General features: G+C 73.7%; 14 protein-coding genes. 9 read left to right on the top strand and 5 right to left on the bottom strand.

Annotated features, from left to right (window positions below):
- Positions 1 to 28: 28 nt before the first annotated feature.
- The 5 genes from ACH47X_RS02850 (at position 29) to ACH47X_RS02870 (ending at position 7,100) form a co-directional block, all read left to right on the top strand.
- Positions 29 to 2,497 carry a polysaccharide lyase 8 family protein gene (locus tag ACH47X_RS02850; RefSeq protein WP_397401188.1) on the top strand — a complete coding sequence of 823 codons (2,469 nt, stop codon included), beginning with the start codon at positions 29 to 31 and terminating at the stop codon, positions 2,495 to 2,497.
- A 39-nt stretch (positions 2,498 to 2,536) separates the two neighbouring features.
- Entirely contained in the window at positions 2,537 to 4,063 is a 1,527-nt protein-coding gene (locus ACH47X_RS02855; protein ID WP_397401190.1) for a polysaccharide lyase 6 family protein, read from the top strand.
- Positions 4,064 to 4,153: 90 nt separating this feature from the next.
- Positions 4,154 to 5,134 (top strand): acetylxylan esterase, encoded by a 981-nt coding sequence (locus ACH47X_RS02860; RefSeq protein WP_397401192.1) that lies wholly within the window; start codon positions 4,154 to 4,156, stop codon positions 5,132 to 5,134.
- Positions 5,131 to 6,321, top strand: a complete 1,191-nt coding sequence (locus tag ACH47X_RS02865) for an MFS transporter (protein WP_397401194.1) — start codon at positions 5,131 to 5,133, stop codon at positions 6,319 to 6,321. Before ACH47X_RS02860 ends, ACH47X_RS02865 begins: the two co-directional genes overlap by 4 nt.
- A 125-nt stretch (positions 6,322 to 6,446) precedes the next feature.
- Positions 6,447 to 7,100: a PAS and ANTAR domain-containing protein gene (locus ACH47X_RS02870; RefSeq protein WP_397401196.1), complete on the top strand. Its 654-nt coding sequence runs from the start codon at positions 6,447 to 6,449 to the stop codon at positions 7,098 to 7,100.
- A gap of 21 nt (positions 7,101 to 7,121) precedes the next feature.
- On the opposite strand, the gene ACH47X_RS02875 is transcribed toward ACH47X_RS02870, so the two are convergent.
- Both ACH47X_RS02875 and ACH47X_RS02880 read right to left on the bottom strand, forming a co-directional pair.
- On the bottom strand, positions 7,122 to 7,772 hold the full coding sequence (locus ACH47X_RS02875) for a PAS and ANTAR domain-containing protein (RefSeq protein ID WP_397401198.1): 651 nt from the start codon (positions 7,770 to 7,772) through the stop codon (positions 7,122 to 7,124).
- 251 nt (positions 7,773 to 8,023) lie between these two features.
- On the bottom strand, positions 8,024 to 8,437 hold the full coding sequence (locus ACH47X_RS02880; RefSeq protein ID WP_397401200.1) for a hypothetical protein: 414 nt from the start codon (positions 8,435 to 8,437) through the stop codon (positions 8,024 to 8,026).
- A gap of 69 nt (positions 8,438 to 8,506) precedes the next feature.
- Here ACH47X_RS02880 and ACH47X_RS02885 point away from each other — a divergent pair, with 69 nt between their 5' ends.
- Positions 8,507 to 9,373 (top strand): HAD family hydrolase, encoded by an 867-nt coding sequence (locus ACH47X_RS02885; protein ID WP_397401202.1) that lies wholly within the window; start codon positions 8,507 to 8,509, stop codon positions 9,371 to 9,373.
- A 107-nt stretch (positions 9,374 to 9,480) separates the two neighbouring features.
- On the top strand, positions 9,481 to 11,304 hold the full coding sequence (gene ggt, locus ACH47X_RS02890) for a gamma-glutamyltransferase (RefSeq protein ID WP_397401204.1): 1,824 nt from the start codon (positions 9,481 to 9,483) through the stop codon (positions 11,302 to 11,304).
- Positions 11,305 to 11,322: 18 nt separating this feature from the next.
- On the opposite strand, the gene ACH47X_RS02895 is transcribed toward ggt, so the two are convergent.
- Complete coding sequence (locus ACH47X_RS02895) at positions 11,323 to 12,378, bottom strand: hypothetical protein (RefSeq protein WP_397401206.1); 1,056 nt, start codon at positions 12,376 to 12,378, stop codon at positions 11,323 to 11,325.
- 142 nt (positions 12,379 to 12,520) lie between these two features.
- Here ACH47X_RS02895 and ACH47X_RS02900 point away from each other — a divergent pair, with 142 nt between their 5' ends.
- Positions 12,521 to 13,669: a serine hydrolase domain-containing protein gene (locus ACH47X_RS02900; protein WP_397401208.1), complete on the top strand. Its 1,149-nt coding sequence runs from the start codon at positions 12,521 to 12,523 to the stop codon at positions 13,667 to 13,669.
- Between the two features lie 17 nt (positions 13,670 to 13,686).
- Here the strand turns inward: ACH47X_RS02900 and ACH47X_RS02905 are convergent, their stop codons facing one another.
- Positions 13,687 to 14,325, bottom strand: a complete 639-nt coding sequence (locus tag ACH47X_RS02905; RefSeq protein ID WP_397401210.1) for a trimeric intracellular cation channel family protein — start codon at positions 14,323 to 14,325, stop codon at positions 13,687 to 13,689.
- Positions 14,326 to 14,352: 27 nt separating this feature from the next.
- A complete protein-coding gene (locus ACH47X_RS02910; protein WP_142033793.1) occupies positions 14,353 to 15,375 on the bottom strand; it encodes a LacI family DNA-binding transcriptional regulator in 1,023 nt (340 codons plus the stop codon).
- A 186-nt stretch (positions 15,376 to 15,561) separates the two neighbouring features.
- On the opposite strand from ACH47X_RS02910, the gene ACH47X_RS02915 reads away from it, so the two are divergent.
- Positions 15,562 to 16,869, top strand: coding sequence for an ABC transporter substrate-binding protein (locus tag ACH47X_RS02915; protein WP_397401212.1), 1,308 nt, complete (start codon positions 15,562 to 15,564; stop codon positions 16,867 to 16,869).
- Positions 16,870 to 16,906: the final 37 nt, after the last annotated feature.

A 16,906-nucleotide genomic window follows, 5' to 3' on the forward strand; every position in this document is an offset into this window, starting at 1 on the left:
TACCACCTCGACGACGAGAGGGACCGTGATGGAGAACGACCTGACGAACGAGGCCCCTGGCCCGTCCCGGCGCACCGTGCTGCTCGGCATGGGCACGCTCGCGGGCATGGCCGCCCTGGCGCCGTACCTGACCCTGCCCGCGCGGGCGCTCCCGGCGTCCTCGACCACGGAGCTGGTCGAGCGCTGGGCCGCGCTGCAGACCGGCGGGCCCGGCCTCGACCTGGCCGACGCGCACGTCGCGGCGGCCGTCCGCCGCGTGGACCGCGCGGCGACCACCGTGCTGGCCACGCTCGACCGGTCCGCGGGGCGCACGGCCCTGTGGGCCGACCTCGCCGACCGCACCAGGTCGACCAACGTGACGACCGCCTTCAAGCGGCTGCGCTCGATCGCCGTCGCGTGGGCCACACCGGGCACCTCGGTCGCGGGCGACGCCGCGGTGGCCGACGCCGTGGCCGACGGGCTCGACTGGATGCACACGAACATCTACGGTCCCGGCCTGGCGCGGTTCGACAACGACTGGGACTGGGAGATCGGCTCCGCCTCGGCCCTGGCCGACACCCTCGTGGTGCTGCGCGAGCACCTCGGCGCCGGCCTCGCCCGGTCCACGGCCGCGATCCACCACTACACGCCCGACCCCAACCTGTGGCGCGCCGACCGGCAGATCGCCACGGGCGCCAACCGCGTGTGGATTGCCACGGTGGTCGCCGTCCGCGCCGCGCTCGACGGCGACGGCGACGCGCTGCTGCGGGTCCGCGACGCCCTGAGCGACGTCGACGGCGGTGGTGCCAACAGCGTGCTCGCCTTCGTGGACGACACCGCCGCGGCGGGCACGGGGGAGGGGTTCTTCCGCGACGGGTCGTTCCTGCAGCACTGGAAGCACCCGTACAACGGCGGCTACGGCAAGGAGCTGCTCGGCACCCTGTCCTCGCTGCTGCACCTGCTGGGCGACTCGCCGTGGCAGGTCACCGACCCGGCCCTGGACAACGTCTACGCCTGGGTGACCGACGCGTTCGACCCCCTCATGGCGCGCGGCGACATGGTCGCCTCGGTCTGCGGGCGCGAGATCGCGCGGTCGAGCAAGCAGGGCCACGCCTCCACCCAGACGGTGGTCGAGGGCACGCTCCGGCTCATCCCGTCGGCCCCGGCCGCCCAGGCGGCGACCCTGACGGCGCTGGTGGCGCAGTGGATCGCCGAGGACACCTACCGCGACTTCCTGGCGGGCACGACGCCCGCCTCCGTCGTCGCGGCCAAGGCGCTGCTGGCCGCCGGGCCCACCCCGCGCGGGCCGCTCGTGGCGCACCGCCAGTACCCGGCCATGGACAAGGTGGTGCACCACCGCCCCGGCTTCGCCGTGAGCGTCAGCGCCTACTCGGCCCGCGTGTACAACTACGAGTCGATCCAGAACGAGAACCTGCACGGCTGGCACCTCTCGGACGGCATGGTGCTGCTCTACACGGACGACCTGGGGCACTACAGCGAGGACTACTGGCCCACCGTCGACCCCTACCGGCTGCCCGGCACGACCGTGGACACGGCGCGCCGCGCGGACGGCGAGGGGCATCGCAGCACGAACGACGCGACCTGGGTGGGCGGCGCCGCCCTGCCCGGCACCACCCTGGGCAGCTACGGGCAGGACCTGCGCGCCCAGGGCTCGGACCTGCGGGCGCTGAAGAGCTGGTTCCTCATCGACGACGCCGTGGTCTGCCTCGGTTCCGGCGTCACCGCGCCCGGCGCCGCGGGCGTCGAGACCGTGGTGGAGAACCGCAAGGTGCGCGACGGTGCGGCCTTCGTGGTCGACGGCGTGGACCAGCGCGTCACGCCCGGCTGGTCCGCCGTCGCCGACGGCGTGCGCTGGTGCCACCTGGCAGGAACCGCCGGCTACGTCTTCCCCGACGGCGCGCGCCTGCACGCCCTGCGCGAGGACCGCACCCACACCTGGCGCGAGATCAACATCAAGTACGGCACCGACACCCCCGTCACCCGCCCGTACCTGACGGCCTGGCTCGACCACGGCGCCGCGCCCGCCGACGCCGGCTACGCCTACGTGCTGCTGCCCGGCGCGAGCCCGGCCGGGACGCGCGCCTTCTCCGAGACGTGCGGTACGACGGCGGGGCTGCGCGTGCTCGCGCGCGACCAGGCCGTGCACGCCGTCACGCTCGGCGGGACCGTCGCCGCGAACTTCTGGGCCGCGGGGCGGGTGTCCCTGGCCGAGTGCGCGGCCGGGGCGCCCGACGACTCCGGCGCCCTCGTCGCCGACGGCGCCGCGTCGGTCGTGCTGCACACCGACCCGGCCGCGCGCGGGCAGCGGCCCACCCGCATCGCGCTGAGCGACCCGACCCAGGCCCGGGCCCAGGTCGTCGTCGACCTCGAGGTCCCGGGGCTGACCCTCGCCGCTGCCGACGCGGGCGTCACCGTGACCCGCCGCGGCGCGGGCTGGCGGCTCCTCGCCGACGGCGCCGCCCTGCGCGGTGCCACCGTCACCGCCGCGTTCGTCTGACCCGATCACGTCCGCTCCATCGATCCAGGAGGTAGCACCATGAACCTGCACTCCGTTCGATCCCGCTCGTGGGCCCGCCGCGCCGCCGTCACCACGGCCCTCGGCCTGGCGCTCGCGTCCACGGCCGTCGCGGCGCCCGCGGGCGCCGGCCCGGTCACGGGCGCCGGCCCGGCCGCCGTTGCCGTCCGCGCCGCCGCGGACCCGCTGCGCACCGTCCGGGTGAGCACCAGCGCGGAGCTGGCGGCCGCCTTCACCGCTGCCGCCGCGGGCGACCGCATCGTGCTCGCCGACGGCGAGTACTCCATGGTCAAGCTGGCCGACAAGGCCGGCACCGAGGAGCACCCGATCGTCATCGAGGGCGCCACGCTCGGCGGCGCCGTCGTCACCGGCGGCCAGCTCGAGGTCGCGCGGTCGCACCACGTCGTCGTCCGCGGTCTGGCCTGGCGCAACGCCGCCACGCTCAAGATCGAGGCGTCCACGCACGTACGGCTGACCCGGAACGACTTCCGGCTGGCGTTCGAGCCCCCGGCCGACCCGTCCTCCTCGCGGCACTGGGTGTCGGTCGCGGGCGAGGGGAGCGGGTACAACCGGGTGGACCACAACGCGTTCGCCGGCAAGACCGTGCTGGGCAACTACGTCACCGTCTACGGCGGCGCGACCCAGATCTCGCAGCACGACCGGATCGACCACAACTACTTCTCCGACAGTCCCGCCCAGCCCGTCAACGGCGGCGAGGCCATCAGGCTCGGTGTGTCCGCCATCTCGGACTCCAGCTCGTTCGCCGTCGTGGAGCACAACCTCTTCGAGAACTGCGACTCCGACCCGGAGATCGTCTCCCTGAAGAGCGACGACAACACCGTCCGGTACAACACGTTCCGCACGTCGGCAGGCTCCGTCGTCGCAAGGCGTGGGGACCGCAACGAGATCCACGGCAACGTGTTCCTCGGCGGGGGCAAGGCCGGCACCGGCGGCGTGCGCCTGTACGGCGACGACCAGCGCGTGCACGACAACTACTTCGAAAGCCTCGCCGGGTCCGGCTACACGGCGGCCCTCCAGGTCGACGGCGGCGACGTCGACGGGACCGGCTCCACCTCCGCGCACTGGCGCGTGCACCGCGCGACGATCGTGCACAACACGTTCGTCGACAACGTGTCGAACGTCGAGCTCGGCGCCAACTACGTCTACCCGCCGGCCGACGTCACGGTCGCGAACAACGTCGTGGTCGGTTCCACCGGCCGCCTGTTCGCCGAGCACAAGCCGACCGACGGCCTGACCCTCGCCGGCAACATCGCCCTCCCGCAGGGCAGCGCGACGCTCGGCATCACCGCCCAGCCGGGCCAGATCCGGGTCGTCGACCCGCAGCTCGTCCGCACGGGCGGGCTCTGGCGGCTGCGCCAGGGACCCGCCGTCGACGCCGCCGTGGGCACCTACCCGTTCGTCGTCGACGACATGGACGGGCAGCCGCGCGACCAGCACCCCGACGTCGGCGCCGACGAGGTGTCCACCGCGCCCGTGCTGCGGCACCCGCTGGACCCGGCCGACGTCGGGCCGCTCTCGGACCTCTGACCACCCGACCGCTCCACCCACCCACCCACCCACCCACCCACCCACCCACCCACCCACCCACCCACCCACCCACCCACCCGGAGGAGATCCATGGCCCTCTTCGACAAACCGCTCGACGAGCTGCGCGCCTACCGCCCCGAGCCCGAGGAGCCGGCGGACTTCGACGCGTTCTGGAAGCAGACGCTCGACACCGCCGCGGCCGCGGCGGCCGAGCCCGTCGCCGTGCCGTCCGACGCCGGGCTGGCGACCGTCGAGGTCCACGACGTGACCTTCTCGGGGTGGGCGGGCCAGCCCGTCAAGGCATGGCTGCTGCTGCCGCGCCACCGCACCGGGCCGCTGCCCGCCGTCGTGCAGTACATCGGGTACAACGGCGGGCGCGGCGTGCCCTGGGAGTGGCTCACCTGGAGCGCCGCCGGCTACGCCCACCTGGTCATGGACAACCGAGGGCAGGGCGGGGGCGGCAAGACCACGGCCGACACCCCCGACGTCGCCCCCGAGGGGCACGGCTCCTCGTCGCCCGGGTTCCTCACCCGCGGCATCGAGGACCCCGCCAAGCACTTCTACCGCCGCCTGATCACCGACGCCGTCCGCGCCGTGGACGCCGTGGGGCAGCTCCCCGGCGTCGACCCCGGACGCGTCGCCGTGCTGGGCGGCAGCCAGGGCGGCGGCCTCGCACTCGCCGTCGCCGGGCTGCGCGACGACCTCGCCGGCGTCATCGCCGACGTGCCGTTCCTCAGCCACTACCGGCGCGCCTCCCAGATCACCGACGCCGGCCCCTATGCCGAGATCGCCCGCTGGCTCAAGGGACACCGGTACGAGATCGAGACGGCCATGCACACGCTCTCCTACTTCGATGCCACCAACTTCGCGGCCCGTGCCACCTGCCCCGCCTGGTTCTCCGTGGCGCTGATGGACAAGATCTGCCCGCCGTCGACCGTCTTCGCCGCCTACCACCGGTACGGCGGGCCGGCGCAGATCGAGGTGTTCCCGTACAACGAGCACGAGGGCGGCGGCGCGTACGACACCCCCCGCAAGCTCGCGGCGCTCGCGGAGGTGCTCGGTCCCCGGTGACCTCATCGGACGGTACGCCGTCGCCCCGGCCGGCCGTGATGACCGCCCTCTACGTCAACACGTTCGTCATGGCCACGGGCTTCTACCTGCTGGTCCCGCTGCTCGCCGTGCACCTCTCGGAGCGACTCGGCTTCGGGCTGGCCCTGGTGGGCCTGCTCGCGGGCCTCCGGGCCGCCGCCCAGCAAGGGCTCCAGCTCCCCGCCGGGGTGCTCGCCGACCGGTGGGGCGTGCGCCGCACCATCGTGGCCGGCGTGCTCGTGCGAGCAGCGGGCTTCGGCGCGCTGGCCCTCGCGACGACGCCGGTCGCGGTCGGTGCCGCCGGGCTCGCCATCGGGCTCGGGGGCGCGCTGTTCCACCCGGCGAGCTACGCGGCGTACGCGCGGCTCGGCAGCGCGCGGCCCGACGTCTTCGCGCGGCGCGAGGCCCTGAGCAACGCCGGGTTCGTCGTCGGGCCGCTGCTCGGCGGGCTGCTCGTCACCGCCGGGTTCGACGTCGTGTGCGGCGTCGCGGCGCTGCTGTTCCTCGCCGCCGCGCCACTCACCTGGTGGGGGCTCGGCCGCGCGGTCGAGCCGGGGGCGGCGACCCCGCCCGTCGCCCGCCCCACCGGCCGCCCGTCCGGAGCCGCCCGGCGCGACGCGCGCCGGGGGCTGGCCGCCCTGCTGCTGCTCAACGCGGGGGCGTGGGCGATCTTCACCCAGCTCCAGCTCGTGGTGCCCCTGCGCCTGGAGAGCGCGCTCGGCAGCAGCGTGGGGGTCGGCGCGACCTACGCGGCCGCGGCCGTGCTCGTGCTCACCACGACCGTGCCCGTGACCCGCCGGCTGCAGGACCGGCTCCGGCTGCCCGTGGTGCTCGCCCTCGGAACCGCCACCATGGGCGCGGGCATCGCCCTGCTCGGCGGCGGCCCCGGCCTCGGGTCCCTCGTGGCCGGGATGGCCGTGTTCACGCTCGGTCAGATGGTGTTCCAGCCCGCCATGAGCGCGGTCGTGGCCGCCGGGGCGCCCGCCGCGTCCGTCGCCACCCGGTTCGGCGTCAACGGGCTGGCGCTCGCGCTCGGCGGCGTCGTCGGGTCGTCGCTGGTCGGGGCGCTGCTGACCGGGCCGCTCGCAGGCCCCGGCTGGCCGTGGGCGGGCTTCGCGGCGGCGGGGGTGCTGCTCGCCGTGGGGTACGCCCGGACGCGGCTCGGGTAGCCGGCGCCGCGCGAGGGCGGCGTCGATCGTCCGGTCCGCCGCGTCCGCGCCTGACGTGCGAGTGGCGGCGTCCCGTGATGAGGCTGGTGTTCGCCGCAGCATCCCGCGACGGAGGGGAGTTCCCGATGGAGGACAAGGTCGAGGAGGTGCTCGACGGCGGTGACCTGCCACCTCTCGGGCGCTACCGGCTCGATCTGGCGACCGAGACGTGGTCGTGGTCCAGCGAGGTCTACCGCATGCACGGGTTCGAGCCGGGCCAGGTGGTGCCCACCACCGCGCTCATGCTCGCGCACAAGCACCCGGACGACCTGGGGCAGACCGACGGGGTGCTGAAGCAGGCGGCCGAGTCCGGCAGGGCCTTCAGCTCCGTGCACCGAGTCCTCGACGCCCAGGGTGGCACCCGCACCCTCGTGATCACCGGCGAGGCCCGCCGCGATCCCGACACCGGCGAGGTTGCGGAGCTGTCCGGCTACTTCATCGACGTGACGGGCTCGCACCGGGCGGCCGCGGCACGCGACGCCTCGGTCTCGATCCAGGCCTCGTCGGAGCGGAGGGCGGTGATCGACCAGGCCAAGGGCATCCTGATGATGACCTACTCCCTGGAGCACACGACGGCGTTCGAGCTGCTGCGCCGGGTGTCCAACGAGACCAACGTCCCGGTGCGCGACATCGCCGGGTCGCTGGTGGACCTCGCTTCGTCGTCCGTGCTGGTGAACGTGGCGGAACGGTCCGTGGTCGACGAGTTCCTGCGGTCGCTGAGCTCGGCCGGCCGGGACTGAGACCGGCAGGGGCCGGCGACGTCAGACCGGCGGCCGAGGCGGCCGGGGCGCGGTCAGCACGGCGATGACGTCGGCCGCGGTGCTCCGCGCTCCGGTCAGCTCCACGATCCGGCGCGCGACGTCGCGCACCGCCACGTTGTGGTCGTTGGAAGCACTGCGCAGCCGCTCGAAGGCCTCTGCCGAGTCGATGCCCAGGGCGAAGGCGATGATGCCCTTGGCCTGCTCGATGGGGGCGCGAGCGGCGGCCGCCGTCCGGATGGCCGTGTCCGCCTCGCGGTTCGCCTGGTCCTTGATCCCGGCCGTGACGTCGATGAAGTAACCCACGAGCTCGACGACCTGCCGGGTGCGCGGGTCGCGGCGGCCCTGGCCGACCACCGCGAGCGTCCGCTCCTGCCCCCGGGCGTCCATGATGCGGTGCACGCTGCTGAACGGTTTGCCGGTCGCGGCGGCGTACGCGGTGACCTGAGGAGCGGAGGGCAGGTCCTCAGGGTGCTTGTGCGCGAGCATCAGCGCCGTGGTCGGCACCACGTCGCCCGGCTCGAAGCCGTGGATCCGGTAGGTCTCGTCCGACCACCACCACACCTCGGTCGCCAGCTGGTATCGGTAACGGCCGACGGTGTGGTTCACGCCGAGCGTCAGGGCGCGCTCGACTTCCAGGGGTTCCGCGGTCAACAGCAGGTCTCCTCGTGCGCTCTGCGCCGACGAGCCGCGTCCTGACCCGGCGATAACCCTAGCCTGAACGCACCGTTGCTGACACATCGGGTGAAAGCCGCACGGCCTGTCCGGCAGGCCTCTCATCTCCTGTCGGCGGGTACCCGGCACGGCCATGGCCTGCGACAGGCGTTCGGCCGCCACGATGCCGACGCCCGGGACGGCGCACGACGGCGCGGGCGAACTTCACCCGGCGCCGGCCTCGTCGGCGGTCAGGGCGCGGTCGTGCTCCGCGCCGCCCGGCGGCGCTCCACCACCCGGGTGACCACGGCGATGAGCGCGCCCCCGGCGAGGGTGCCCAGCAGCACGAGCAGGGCGCCGACGGCCCAGAGCCCCGAGTCGTCGGTCGCCTGCGCCTGGATGGTCCACGCCGCCGTGAACGGCACGGCCACCGCGAGCACCGCGGCCCACGCCGGGGCGGACAGCGTGCCGACCACCACCAGGGCGGCGAGCACCAGCACGCACGCGATCACCTGGGGTGCGTCGTACGGGCCGGTGACGTTCCCGGTCGCGGGATCGACCTCCCGGACGACGTCCCGGCCCAGGAAGATCCACCAGGCCACGACGGTCAGCACGACCACGGTGAGCGTCGTCAGGGTGGGGGAGGGCTTCTTCCGCGCAGTCATGCCCCCACCCTGCCCGTGATCCGTCCGGAAAGTGCTGTGACATCCCGGTGGGGTGTGCGTCTGAGAGGCATGACACACACGACCGGCACCGTGACGTCGACCTCCACCACCGCCACCGAGCTGCGGACGGCCCCTCTGGCCGCCCTCCGAGCAAGCGTCAGGACCCGCACCCTGGTCGCCCTCGACATCGACGGAACACTGCTGGGCGCCGACGGGATCGTGCCGGCCGTGACGGTCGGGGCCGTCCGGGAGGTGCGCAGGTCGGGCCACCACGTCGTGCTCGCCTCGGGCCGGTCGCTCGTGGGGATCCTCCCCGTGGCCGGCCAGCTCGGCATCGAGCAGGGCTGGGCCGTCGCGTCCAACGGCGCCGTCGTCGCCCGGGTCGACGCCGACCTGCCGAGCGGCTACCGGATCGAGAAGATGCACTCGTTCGACACCGAGCCCGTGGTCAGGCTCGCGCGCGCAGCGCTCCCCACGGTGCAGGTCGGGGTCGAGGAGGTGGGCTGGGGGTACCGGGTCGACCGCGTCTTCGAGCAGGGGCTGGTCAACGGGCAGCAGCGCCGCGTCGCGGACACCGAGCTCTGGGAGGCCCCCGCCGCGCGCGTGATCCTGCGCGGTGACGGGGTGCTGAGCCTGCTGGCGCCCCTGCGCGAGCTGGGTGTCACGGCCACGCCGGCCGGGCCCGACTGGGTGGACGTCACGCCGCTGTCCCTGAGCAAGGCGACGGCGCTCGAGCGGATCCGCGAGCGAGTCGGCGTGGACCCGGGCGCGACCCTCGCCGTCGGGGACGGGGTCAACGACCTGGAGATGATCACCTGGGCCGCGCGCGGCGTCGCGATGGGGCACGCGCCGGCCGCCGTCATCGATGCCGCGGACGAGGTCACGGGGCGGATCGAGGAGCACGGGGTGGTCGCGGTGCTGAGCACCCTGCGGTGACCAGGTCCGGCACGCCGGGGACGGAGACAACCTTTCGGGTGAATCGCACGTCATAGTCATGGCGTCCCGACCGGGACGCAGTGCACACACCCAGGAGGACTTGCCCTATGAGCAGGAGATTCGTCGTCCGTTCCTCGGCGGCAGCGGGCGCGCTGGCGCTCGTGCTGGCCGGATCGGTCGCCGCGAGCCCGGCCGGCGCGAGCACGGCCGGCTCGCACCAACCACCCCGGGTACCTACGTCGGTCGGCTACGGCGGCGCGGTCAGCTCCCTCGACCCCGTCGTGTCCGAGGTGGGCCTGAGGGTGCTGCGCCAGGGCGGCAACGCCACCGACGCCGCGGTCGCCATGGCCGCGGCGATCGGCGTGACCGACCCGTACAGCGCGGGCATCGGCGGCGGCGGGTTCTTCGTGCACTACGACGCCTCCACCGGCGAGGTCGAGACGATCGACGGGCGTGAGACGGCGCCGGCCGGCGCCGGGCCCGACACGTTCGTGGACCCGGCGACGGGCAGGCCGTACCCGTTCTACCCGGACCTGGTGACCGGCGGCGTCAGCGTCGGCGTCCCCGGCACGCCGGCCACCTGGGACCGTGCGCTGGAGCGCTGGGGCACCACGACGCTGCGCCAGGCGCTGCGGCCGGCGACGGCCGTCGCGGAGCAGGGCTTCGTCGTCGACCAGCTCTTCCACGACCAGACCCTGGCCAACCAGGCGCGGTTCGAGGCGATCACCTCCACGACCGAGCTGTTCCTGCCGGACGGCGAGGCCCCCGCCGTCGGCTCGGTGTTCCGTAACCCGGACCTCGCCGCGACGTACCGGGCGCTCGCGGCCGGGGGTGTCGAGGCGTTCTACGAGGGCGAGCTGGCGCACGAGATCGCCGACGCCGTGCAGGCACCGCCGGTCGCCGCCGGTACCTCGCTGCCGGTTCCGGCCGGCTCGATGACGCCCGCGGACCTCGCGGCGTACGAGGTCGTGGACCGCGACCCGACGGTCTTCTCCTACCGCGGGTACGACGTCTACGGCATGGCACCGCCGGCCTCGGGCGGGACCACCGTGGGCGAGGCGCTGAACATCCTGGAGCAGTTCGACCTGGAGTCCCTGGACGACGCCGCCGCGCGGCACCACTTCTTCGAGGCGAGCGCGCTGGCGTTCGCGGACCGGGCCGCCTACCTGGGGGACGGCGACTTCGTGGACGTGCCGGTGGACGGGCTGCTGGACGACACGTTCGCCAAGGAGCGGGTCTGCCTGCTCGACCCGCAGGCCGCGGCGCCCAAGCCGGTCGCGCCAGGTGACGCCCGCTCGTACGACGGCGTGTGCGACGGTGCGCCCGCGTCCGGCACCGTGCCCGAGGACACGGAGAGCACGTCCACCACGAACCTGACGGCCGTGGACAAGTGGGGCGACGTGGTCGAGTACACCCTCACGATCGAGCAGATCGGCGGGTCGGGCATCGTCGTGCCCGGGCGCGGGTTCCTGCTCAACAACGAGCTCACCGACTTCAGCATCGCGTACGACGCCGACGACCCGAACCGGATCGAGGCCGGCAAGCGGCCGCGCTCGTCCATGGCGCCGACGATCGTCCTGCAGGACGGGAGCCCGGTGCTCGCGCTGGGGTCGCCCGGTGGGTCGAACATCATCTCGGCGGTCTCCCAGATGCTGGTCAACCGGATCGACCTCGGCATGACGATCCAGGAGGCGATCGCCGCGCCCCGGGCGGCACCGCAGAACGGCACGCGGACGACGGCCGAGCAGGCGTACGTCGACGCCTACGGCACCGCGCTGACGGCGTACGGACACACGCTCGTGCCCACCGCCAACGCGATCGGGGCGGCGACCGCCATCGAGATCGGCCCGGACGGGCTGCTCACCGCCGTGGCGGAGCCGACGCGGCTCGGTGGCGGCTCGGCCCGCGTGGTGCGGCCGGCCGGGCAGTGACCTGAGCGGGGGTGCGGGTCACGTGGTACGGGCCCGCACCCCACGCTCCTCGCGCAGGAGAACCTCCAGCGCCACGAACGCCAGCACGTCCAGGACCAGGCCGAACGCCGCCGTCCACCGCACGGCCCGGAACACCAGGAGCTGGGTGAAGAGCAGGCTCACGAGCACGGCGCGGCGCACCCAGACGGCGCCCTGGAGGTGGTTGCGCCGGCCGACCACGACGCCGACGACGAGCAGCACGACGGACACCCCGACCGCGGCGAGGATCGCGGCACCCGTCCACGCCGGCACCCCTGTCACCTGCCCGGCCAGGACTCGCATGCCGACGGTCGCCTCCGCGGCGCCGACGAGCAGGAGCAGGCCGATGACCAGCCACGCGGCCCACGCGCGGTCGACGAGCCCGTCGAGCCACCGCACCACGCCCCGCACCCCGGTGCGCACGGGGTCGGGCACGTCGGCGTCGTCGTCGGGCACGGCGTCCACGAGCTCGGCGACCAGGGGAGCGCCGGGTTCGCCGGCGCCCCTGGCGGCGAGCTCGCGCGCCTCCTGGCGTGCGGACGCCGTGAACCCGCCGGCCAGGCCGGCGGCGAGCCGGTCGGCCGCCACGGCGAGGTACTCGGCCGGGTGGTGCGGACGGCGGCCGTGCAGCCCCTCGACCACGAGCACCAGCACCACCGTCACGAAGTAGATGATCGCGGCCGTCGGGGCGTAGAAGTAGTCGTTGTCGGACGTGACGAACTTACCGACCTCGTCGATGAACAGCCCGAAGCCGACGCCGCCGAGCAGGGCGCCGAGCGAGCGCGGCACCGGCCCGACGTACGACAGCAGGAGCATCATCGCCAGGGCCATCAGCAGCCCGCCCCACAGCACGTGGGCCAGGTGCAGCCCGCCCCCGCCGATCTGCGGGTAGCCCGTCGCGGCGAGGTAGGCCCGCGTGGCCAGCACGGTCACGACGCTCGCCACGAGGAACGTCACCAGGTGCCGCACCGCCGCGGTGTCGCGCGGCGCCCCGAGCCGCAGCAGGTGCCCGCGGCGGGCCAGGCCGCTCGATCCGGTCTTGCGCGTCTCCGTCACAGCGTCTCCCCTCGACCGGGACGGCTCCCACCGCCCCCAGGGTGCATCCTCCCGCACGACGGGCGCACGGGGGCTACCCCTACCGCGATGAGGGTGGCCAGCCCGGCTGTGCCGGTGCAGGCCCGTCGATAGCGTCGCCCGCATGAGCATCGTGCACCCCCGCGCTGTCGCGGTCGCCACACTCGTCTGCCTCGTGACGTCCATGGGGACCGCCGTCGCGGCACCCGACCGTCCCGCCGTGGTCGCGCCGCCGCCGTCGACCGCGGCGCTGGTCCAGCAGGCCGAGCGGATCGTCGCGGCGGGCGTGCCGGGCGTCGTTGTCGAGACCCGCGACGAGCGCGGCCGGCGCACCGTCGTCGCCGGGACGGGCGACCTCCGTACCAACCGCGCGCCCCGTGCCGACGGGCGGTTTCGGATCGGCAGTGTCACCAAGTCGTTCACGGCGACGGTGGTGCTGAGCCTCGTCGCCGAAGGCAGAGTCGATCTCGACGCCCCGGTCACGAGCTACCTGCCCGGCGTGCTGCCCTACCCGGAGCTGATCTCCGTGCGCGAGCTGCTCCAGCACCGGAGCGGCCTCTTCGACTACGGGACCGTCCTGTGGGCCGACCCCGAGCTCGTGGCGCGGTCCCGCTTCACGGACCACGAGCCGGCCGAGCTCGTCGGGATCGCCACCCGGGAGCCGCTCGCGCCGGCCCCCGGCGATGCGTTCGGCTACTCCAACACCGACTACGTGCTGCTCGGCATGCTCGTGGAGCGGGTCACCGGGCACGACTACGCGGACGAGCTGGAGCGGCGGGTGCTGCGACCGGCGGACCTGCGGGACACCTACGTCTCCGGGCACGTGCCGGGGCTGCCTCGGCCGGCGATGCGCGGGTACGAGGCGGTGGGCTCGCCGGCCCGGCTGACCGACCTGACCGTGTACAACATGTCGGTCGCGCCGGCGAGCGGCGACATCGTGTCCACGACCGCGGACGTGAACCGCTTCTACACGGCGCTGCTCGGCGGCCGGCTCCTGCCGGACCGGCTGCTGCGGGAGATGCAGCAGGCCCTTCCGGCCTTCCCCGGGTTCGACTACGGCCTGGGGCTCGGGCGCACCGAACTGTGCGGTCAGGAGGTCTGGGGCCACGTCGGCGGTGTTCCGGGCTACGGCACCTACAGCTTCACCGACCCGGCCGGCGGGCGCCAGGTCACGGTCGTGGTCAACCAAGGGCTCACGCAGGACGGAGCTGCCGAGGACGCGGCCTACGCGCTCGTCGCGCTCGAGCTCTGCGGGGTCCCCTCGGCCGGTTAAGCGCGCTGCGGCGAGGGTCAGGTGCCGCTGGTCTGCTCATGGGTCTGCTCGCCGGCGGGCGGCGCCTCCCAGCCGTACCGCAGCGAGACCATCCGGAGCGCGAACACCAGGGCGGCGATCGCCGCGCCGGTGCCGAGGTTGAGCCAGCCCACCGAGGCCAGCAGGCTGGTGAGGGCCGCCCCGAGCAGCGCAGGGATCGCGTACAGGCCGCGGGCCCGGAAGATCTGCGGCACGTCGTTGGCCACGACGTCGCGGATGACGCCACCGCCCACGGCGGTCATCAGGCCGAGGATGGCGGACGCCACGGGGTTCATGCCCGCGGCCAGCGAGACCAGCGTGCCGGTGATGCAGAACAGCGCCATGCCGGCGGCGTCGAACGTGATCAGCACGTCGTGGAAGCGGTGCACGACGTGCGCGAAGAAGTACACGACGACCGCGGCGACCACGGGCGGGACCAGGTAGATCGGCGAGTCGAAGGCGCGCGGCACGCCGGCGTCCAGGATCACGTCGCGCAGGATGCCGCCGCCCAGGCCCACGAGGGTGCCGAGCAGCAGCGAGCCCACGACGTCGAACTGCCGCTGGGCGGCCAGCAGCGAGCCCGAGACGGCGAAGAAGAAGACCCCCAGGAGGTCGAAGACGAGCTCCGCCCACGCCACGTCAGCCTCCTTTCGCCGGGGGAACGGTCACGGGACCGGGACCGACGACTCCCGGGTGACTATGCGGCACGGTAGCTCCTCGATGCCCGAGGCCGCCTGTCCTTCGATGGCCTCGAACAGCCGGCGCGCGGCGACGCGGCCCACCTGCTCCAGGTTCATGTCGACGCTGGTGAGCTGAGGGCGGGTGTTCGTGGTGAGCACCGCCCAGTTGTCGAACCCGATCACGGAGATGTCGCGCGGCACGTCGCGGCCCTTCTCGCGCAGCGTGTCCAGCACGCCGCGGGCGATCTGGTCGCTGCCGCAGAAGAACCCGTCGACGTCCGGGTACTGGTCCAGGATCATGCTCGCCACCCCGCGGCCCCAGCCCTCGCTCCACGACCCGAAGAACGTGCGGCCGCCCACGAGCTCCAGCCCGGCCTCGGACATGGCGCGCTGCGCGCCACGGCTGCGGTCCTGCGCCGCGGCGTAGGAGGCGTCGCCCGTGACGTGCGCGATCCGGCGTCGTCCGCAGGCCAGCAGGTGGTCGATCGCGAGCCCGCCCGCCTCGACGTTGTTGGCGGTGATCGAGATGTCCTCCGGGTTCTCGGACGGCGCGTACGCGTAGACCACGGGCACCGGGAGGTCGCCGGTCAGCGGCGGGCGCGGGTCCGTGCGTGACCCGACGACGATCAGCCCCTCGACGCGGCGCGACAGCAGCGCCCGGATGTGGTGCTGCTCGCGGATCGCGTCGCCGCGGGCGTCGCACAGGAACACGGAGACCTGGCCGGCGCCGAAGGCGTCCTCGGCGCCCATCAGCACCGGGATCGAGAAGCGGCCCTCCAGGTCGGACGTGAGCAGGCCGACCGTCCCGGTGCGGCCCTGGAGCAGCCCGCGCGCCAGCGCGTTGGGCGCGAACGAGAGCTGCTCGGCGGCCTCGAGTACCCGCGTGCGGGTCTCGGCGCGCACCTGGGCGCGGCCGTTGATGGCCTTCGAGGCGGTGGCGATCGAGACCCCCGCGAGGCGGGCGACGTCGGTCAGGGTGGCATTGCGCGGCGTTTCGCCCGAGGCCATGGCTTCCTCCTGGGAGTTCGAGGTCGAACAGTACCGAAAAGGTGTAACACAAACGTGACGAAGGTTCGTCCTTGACGCGGTGGCACGCCCACCCTACAGTCACAGAAAGCCTTTTCGGACGGTTTCGGCATCGGGTCTCCCACATGCTCATCCACCGGCCGAGTGACGACGAAGTCAAGGAGACTGATGATGGTTACCCACCGCAGGGCGAGCGCGAGGCTCGTGGCCTCCTTCCTCGCGGCCGGTCTGGCGGGCTCGGTGCTCGCCGCGTGCGGCACGTCGGACGCCGACGGCGGCACGCAGGAGGCGCAGGTCTCGGCCGAGGGTGTCGACGACGGCACCGAGCTGACGCTCTGGACCCGCGCCCCGCTGGAGCAGCAGGCGAACCTGCTGGTCGAGGCGTACAACGCGTCGCACGAGAACCAGGTCGAGCTCACCGTCGTGCCCAACGACGACTACGTCGCGAAGGTCGGCGCCGCCGCGGGCAGCGGCGGCCTGCCCGACCTGTTCGCGGCCGACATCGTCTACGTGCCCAACTGGGTGCAGCAGGGCCTGTTCGCCGACGTGACCGACGCGATCGCGGAGCTCGACCACGCCGACCAGATCAACCAGGGCCACCTGGCCGGCGGCACGCTGGACGGCCGGCAGCACGTGCTGCCGTTCGTGCTCGACGTCTCGGTCATGTTCTACAACAAGGACCTCTACGAGCAGGCGGGCCTGGACCCCGAGCAGGGCCCGGCGACGCTCGCGGAGTTCTCCGAGCAGGCCAAGGCCGTCGACGAGCTCGGCGGCGACGTGAACGGCACCTACTTCGGCGGCAACTGCGGCGGCTGCCTCGTCTTCACCTGGTTCCCGCAGATCTGGGCCGGCGGCGAGGACGTCATGAACGAGGACGGCACCGAGTCGCTCCTGGCGGGCGACACGGCCCAGGAGGTGTACGGCGTCTGGCGCGACCTCGTCGAGTCCGACGCCGTGGGCGAGGGCTCCAAGGAGGAGACCGGCGCCACCTGGACCGGCCCGTTCCTGGAGGGCGAGGTGGGCGTCATGCCGTTCCCGGCGACCATGCTCGCCACGGCGGACGAGGCGCTCGGCGAGGTGGGCGTCGCGCCCATCCCCGGGCCTGACGGCGGCGCATCCACCTTCGTGGGCGGCGACGGCATCGGCATCTCCAAGGACTCCGAGAACGCCGACCAGGCCTGGAACTTCATGTCCTGGCTGATGTCGGAGGAGGCCCAGGTCGAGGTGCTGGCCAAGAACGGCGACGTCGTCTCGCGCGGCGACCTGGCCGACAACGAGTACTCGTCCAAGGACCCGCGCGTGCTGGCCGTCAACGAGGTGGCCGCCCAGGGCCGCACCCCGCTGGCGATCAACTTCCAGCAGGCGTTCAACGCCCCCGGCAGCCCGTGGATGACCATGATCCGCAACGAGGTGTTCGGCGACGGCGGCACCGTGGAGCCGGACAACGAGGAGATCACCGCGGTCCTGGGGCAGTAGCCCCGCCGCAGCCCCTCCTGCGTGGTCCCGCCGTCGC

Source organism: Promicromonospora kroppenstedtii (assembly GCF_044389675.1).
GTDB lineage: Bacteria > Actinomycetota > Actinomycetes > Actinomycetales > Cellulomonadaceae > Promicromonospora > Promicromonospora kroppenstedtii.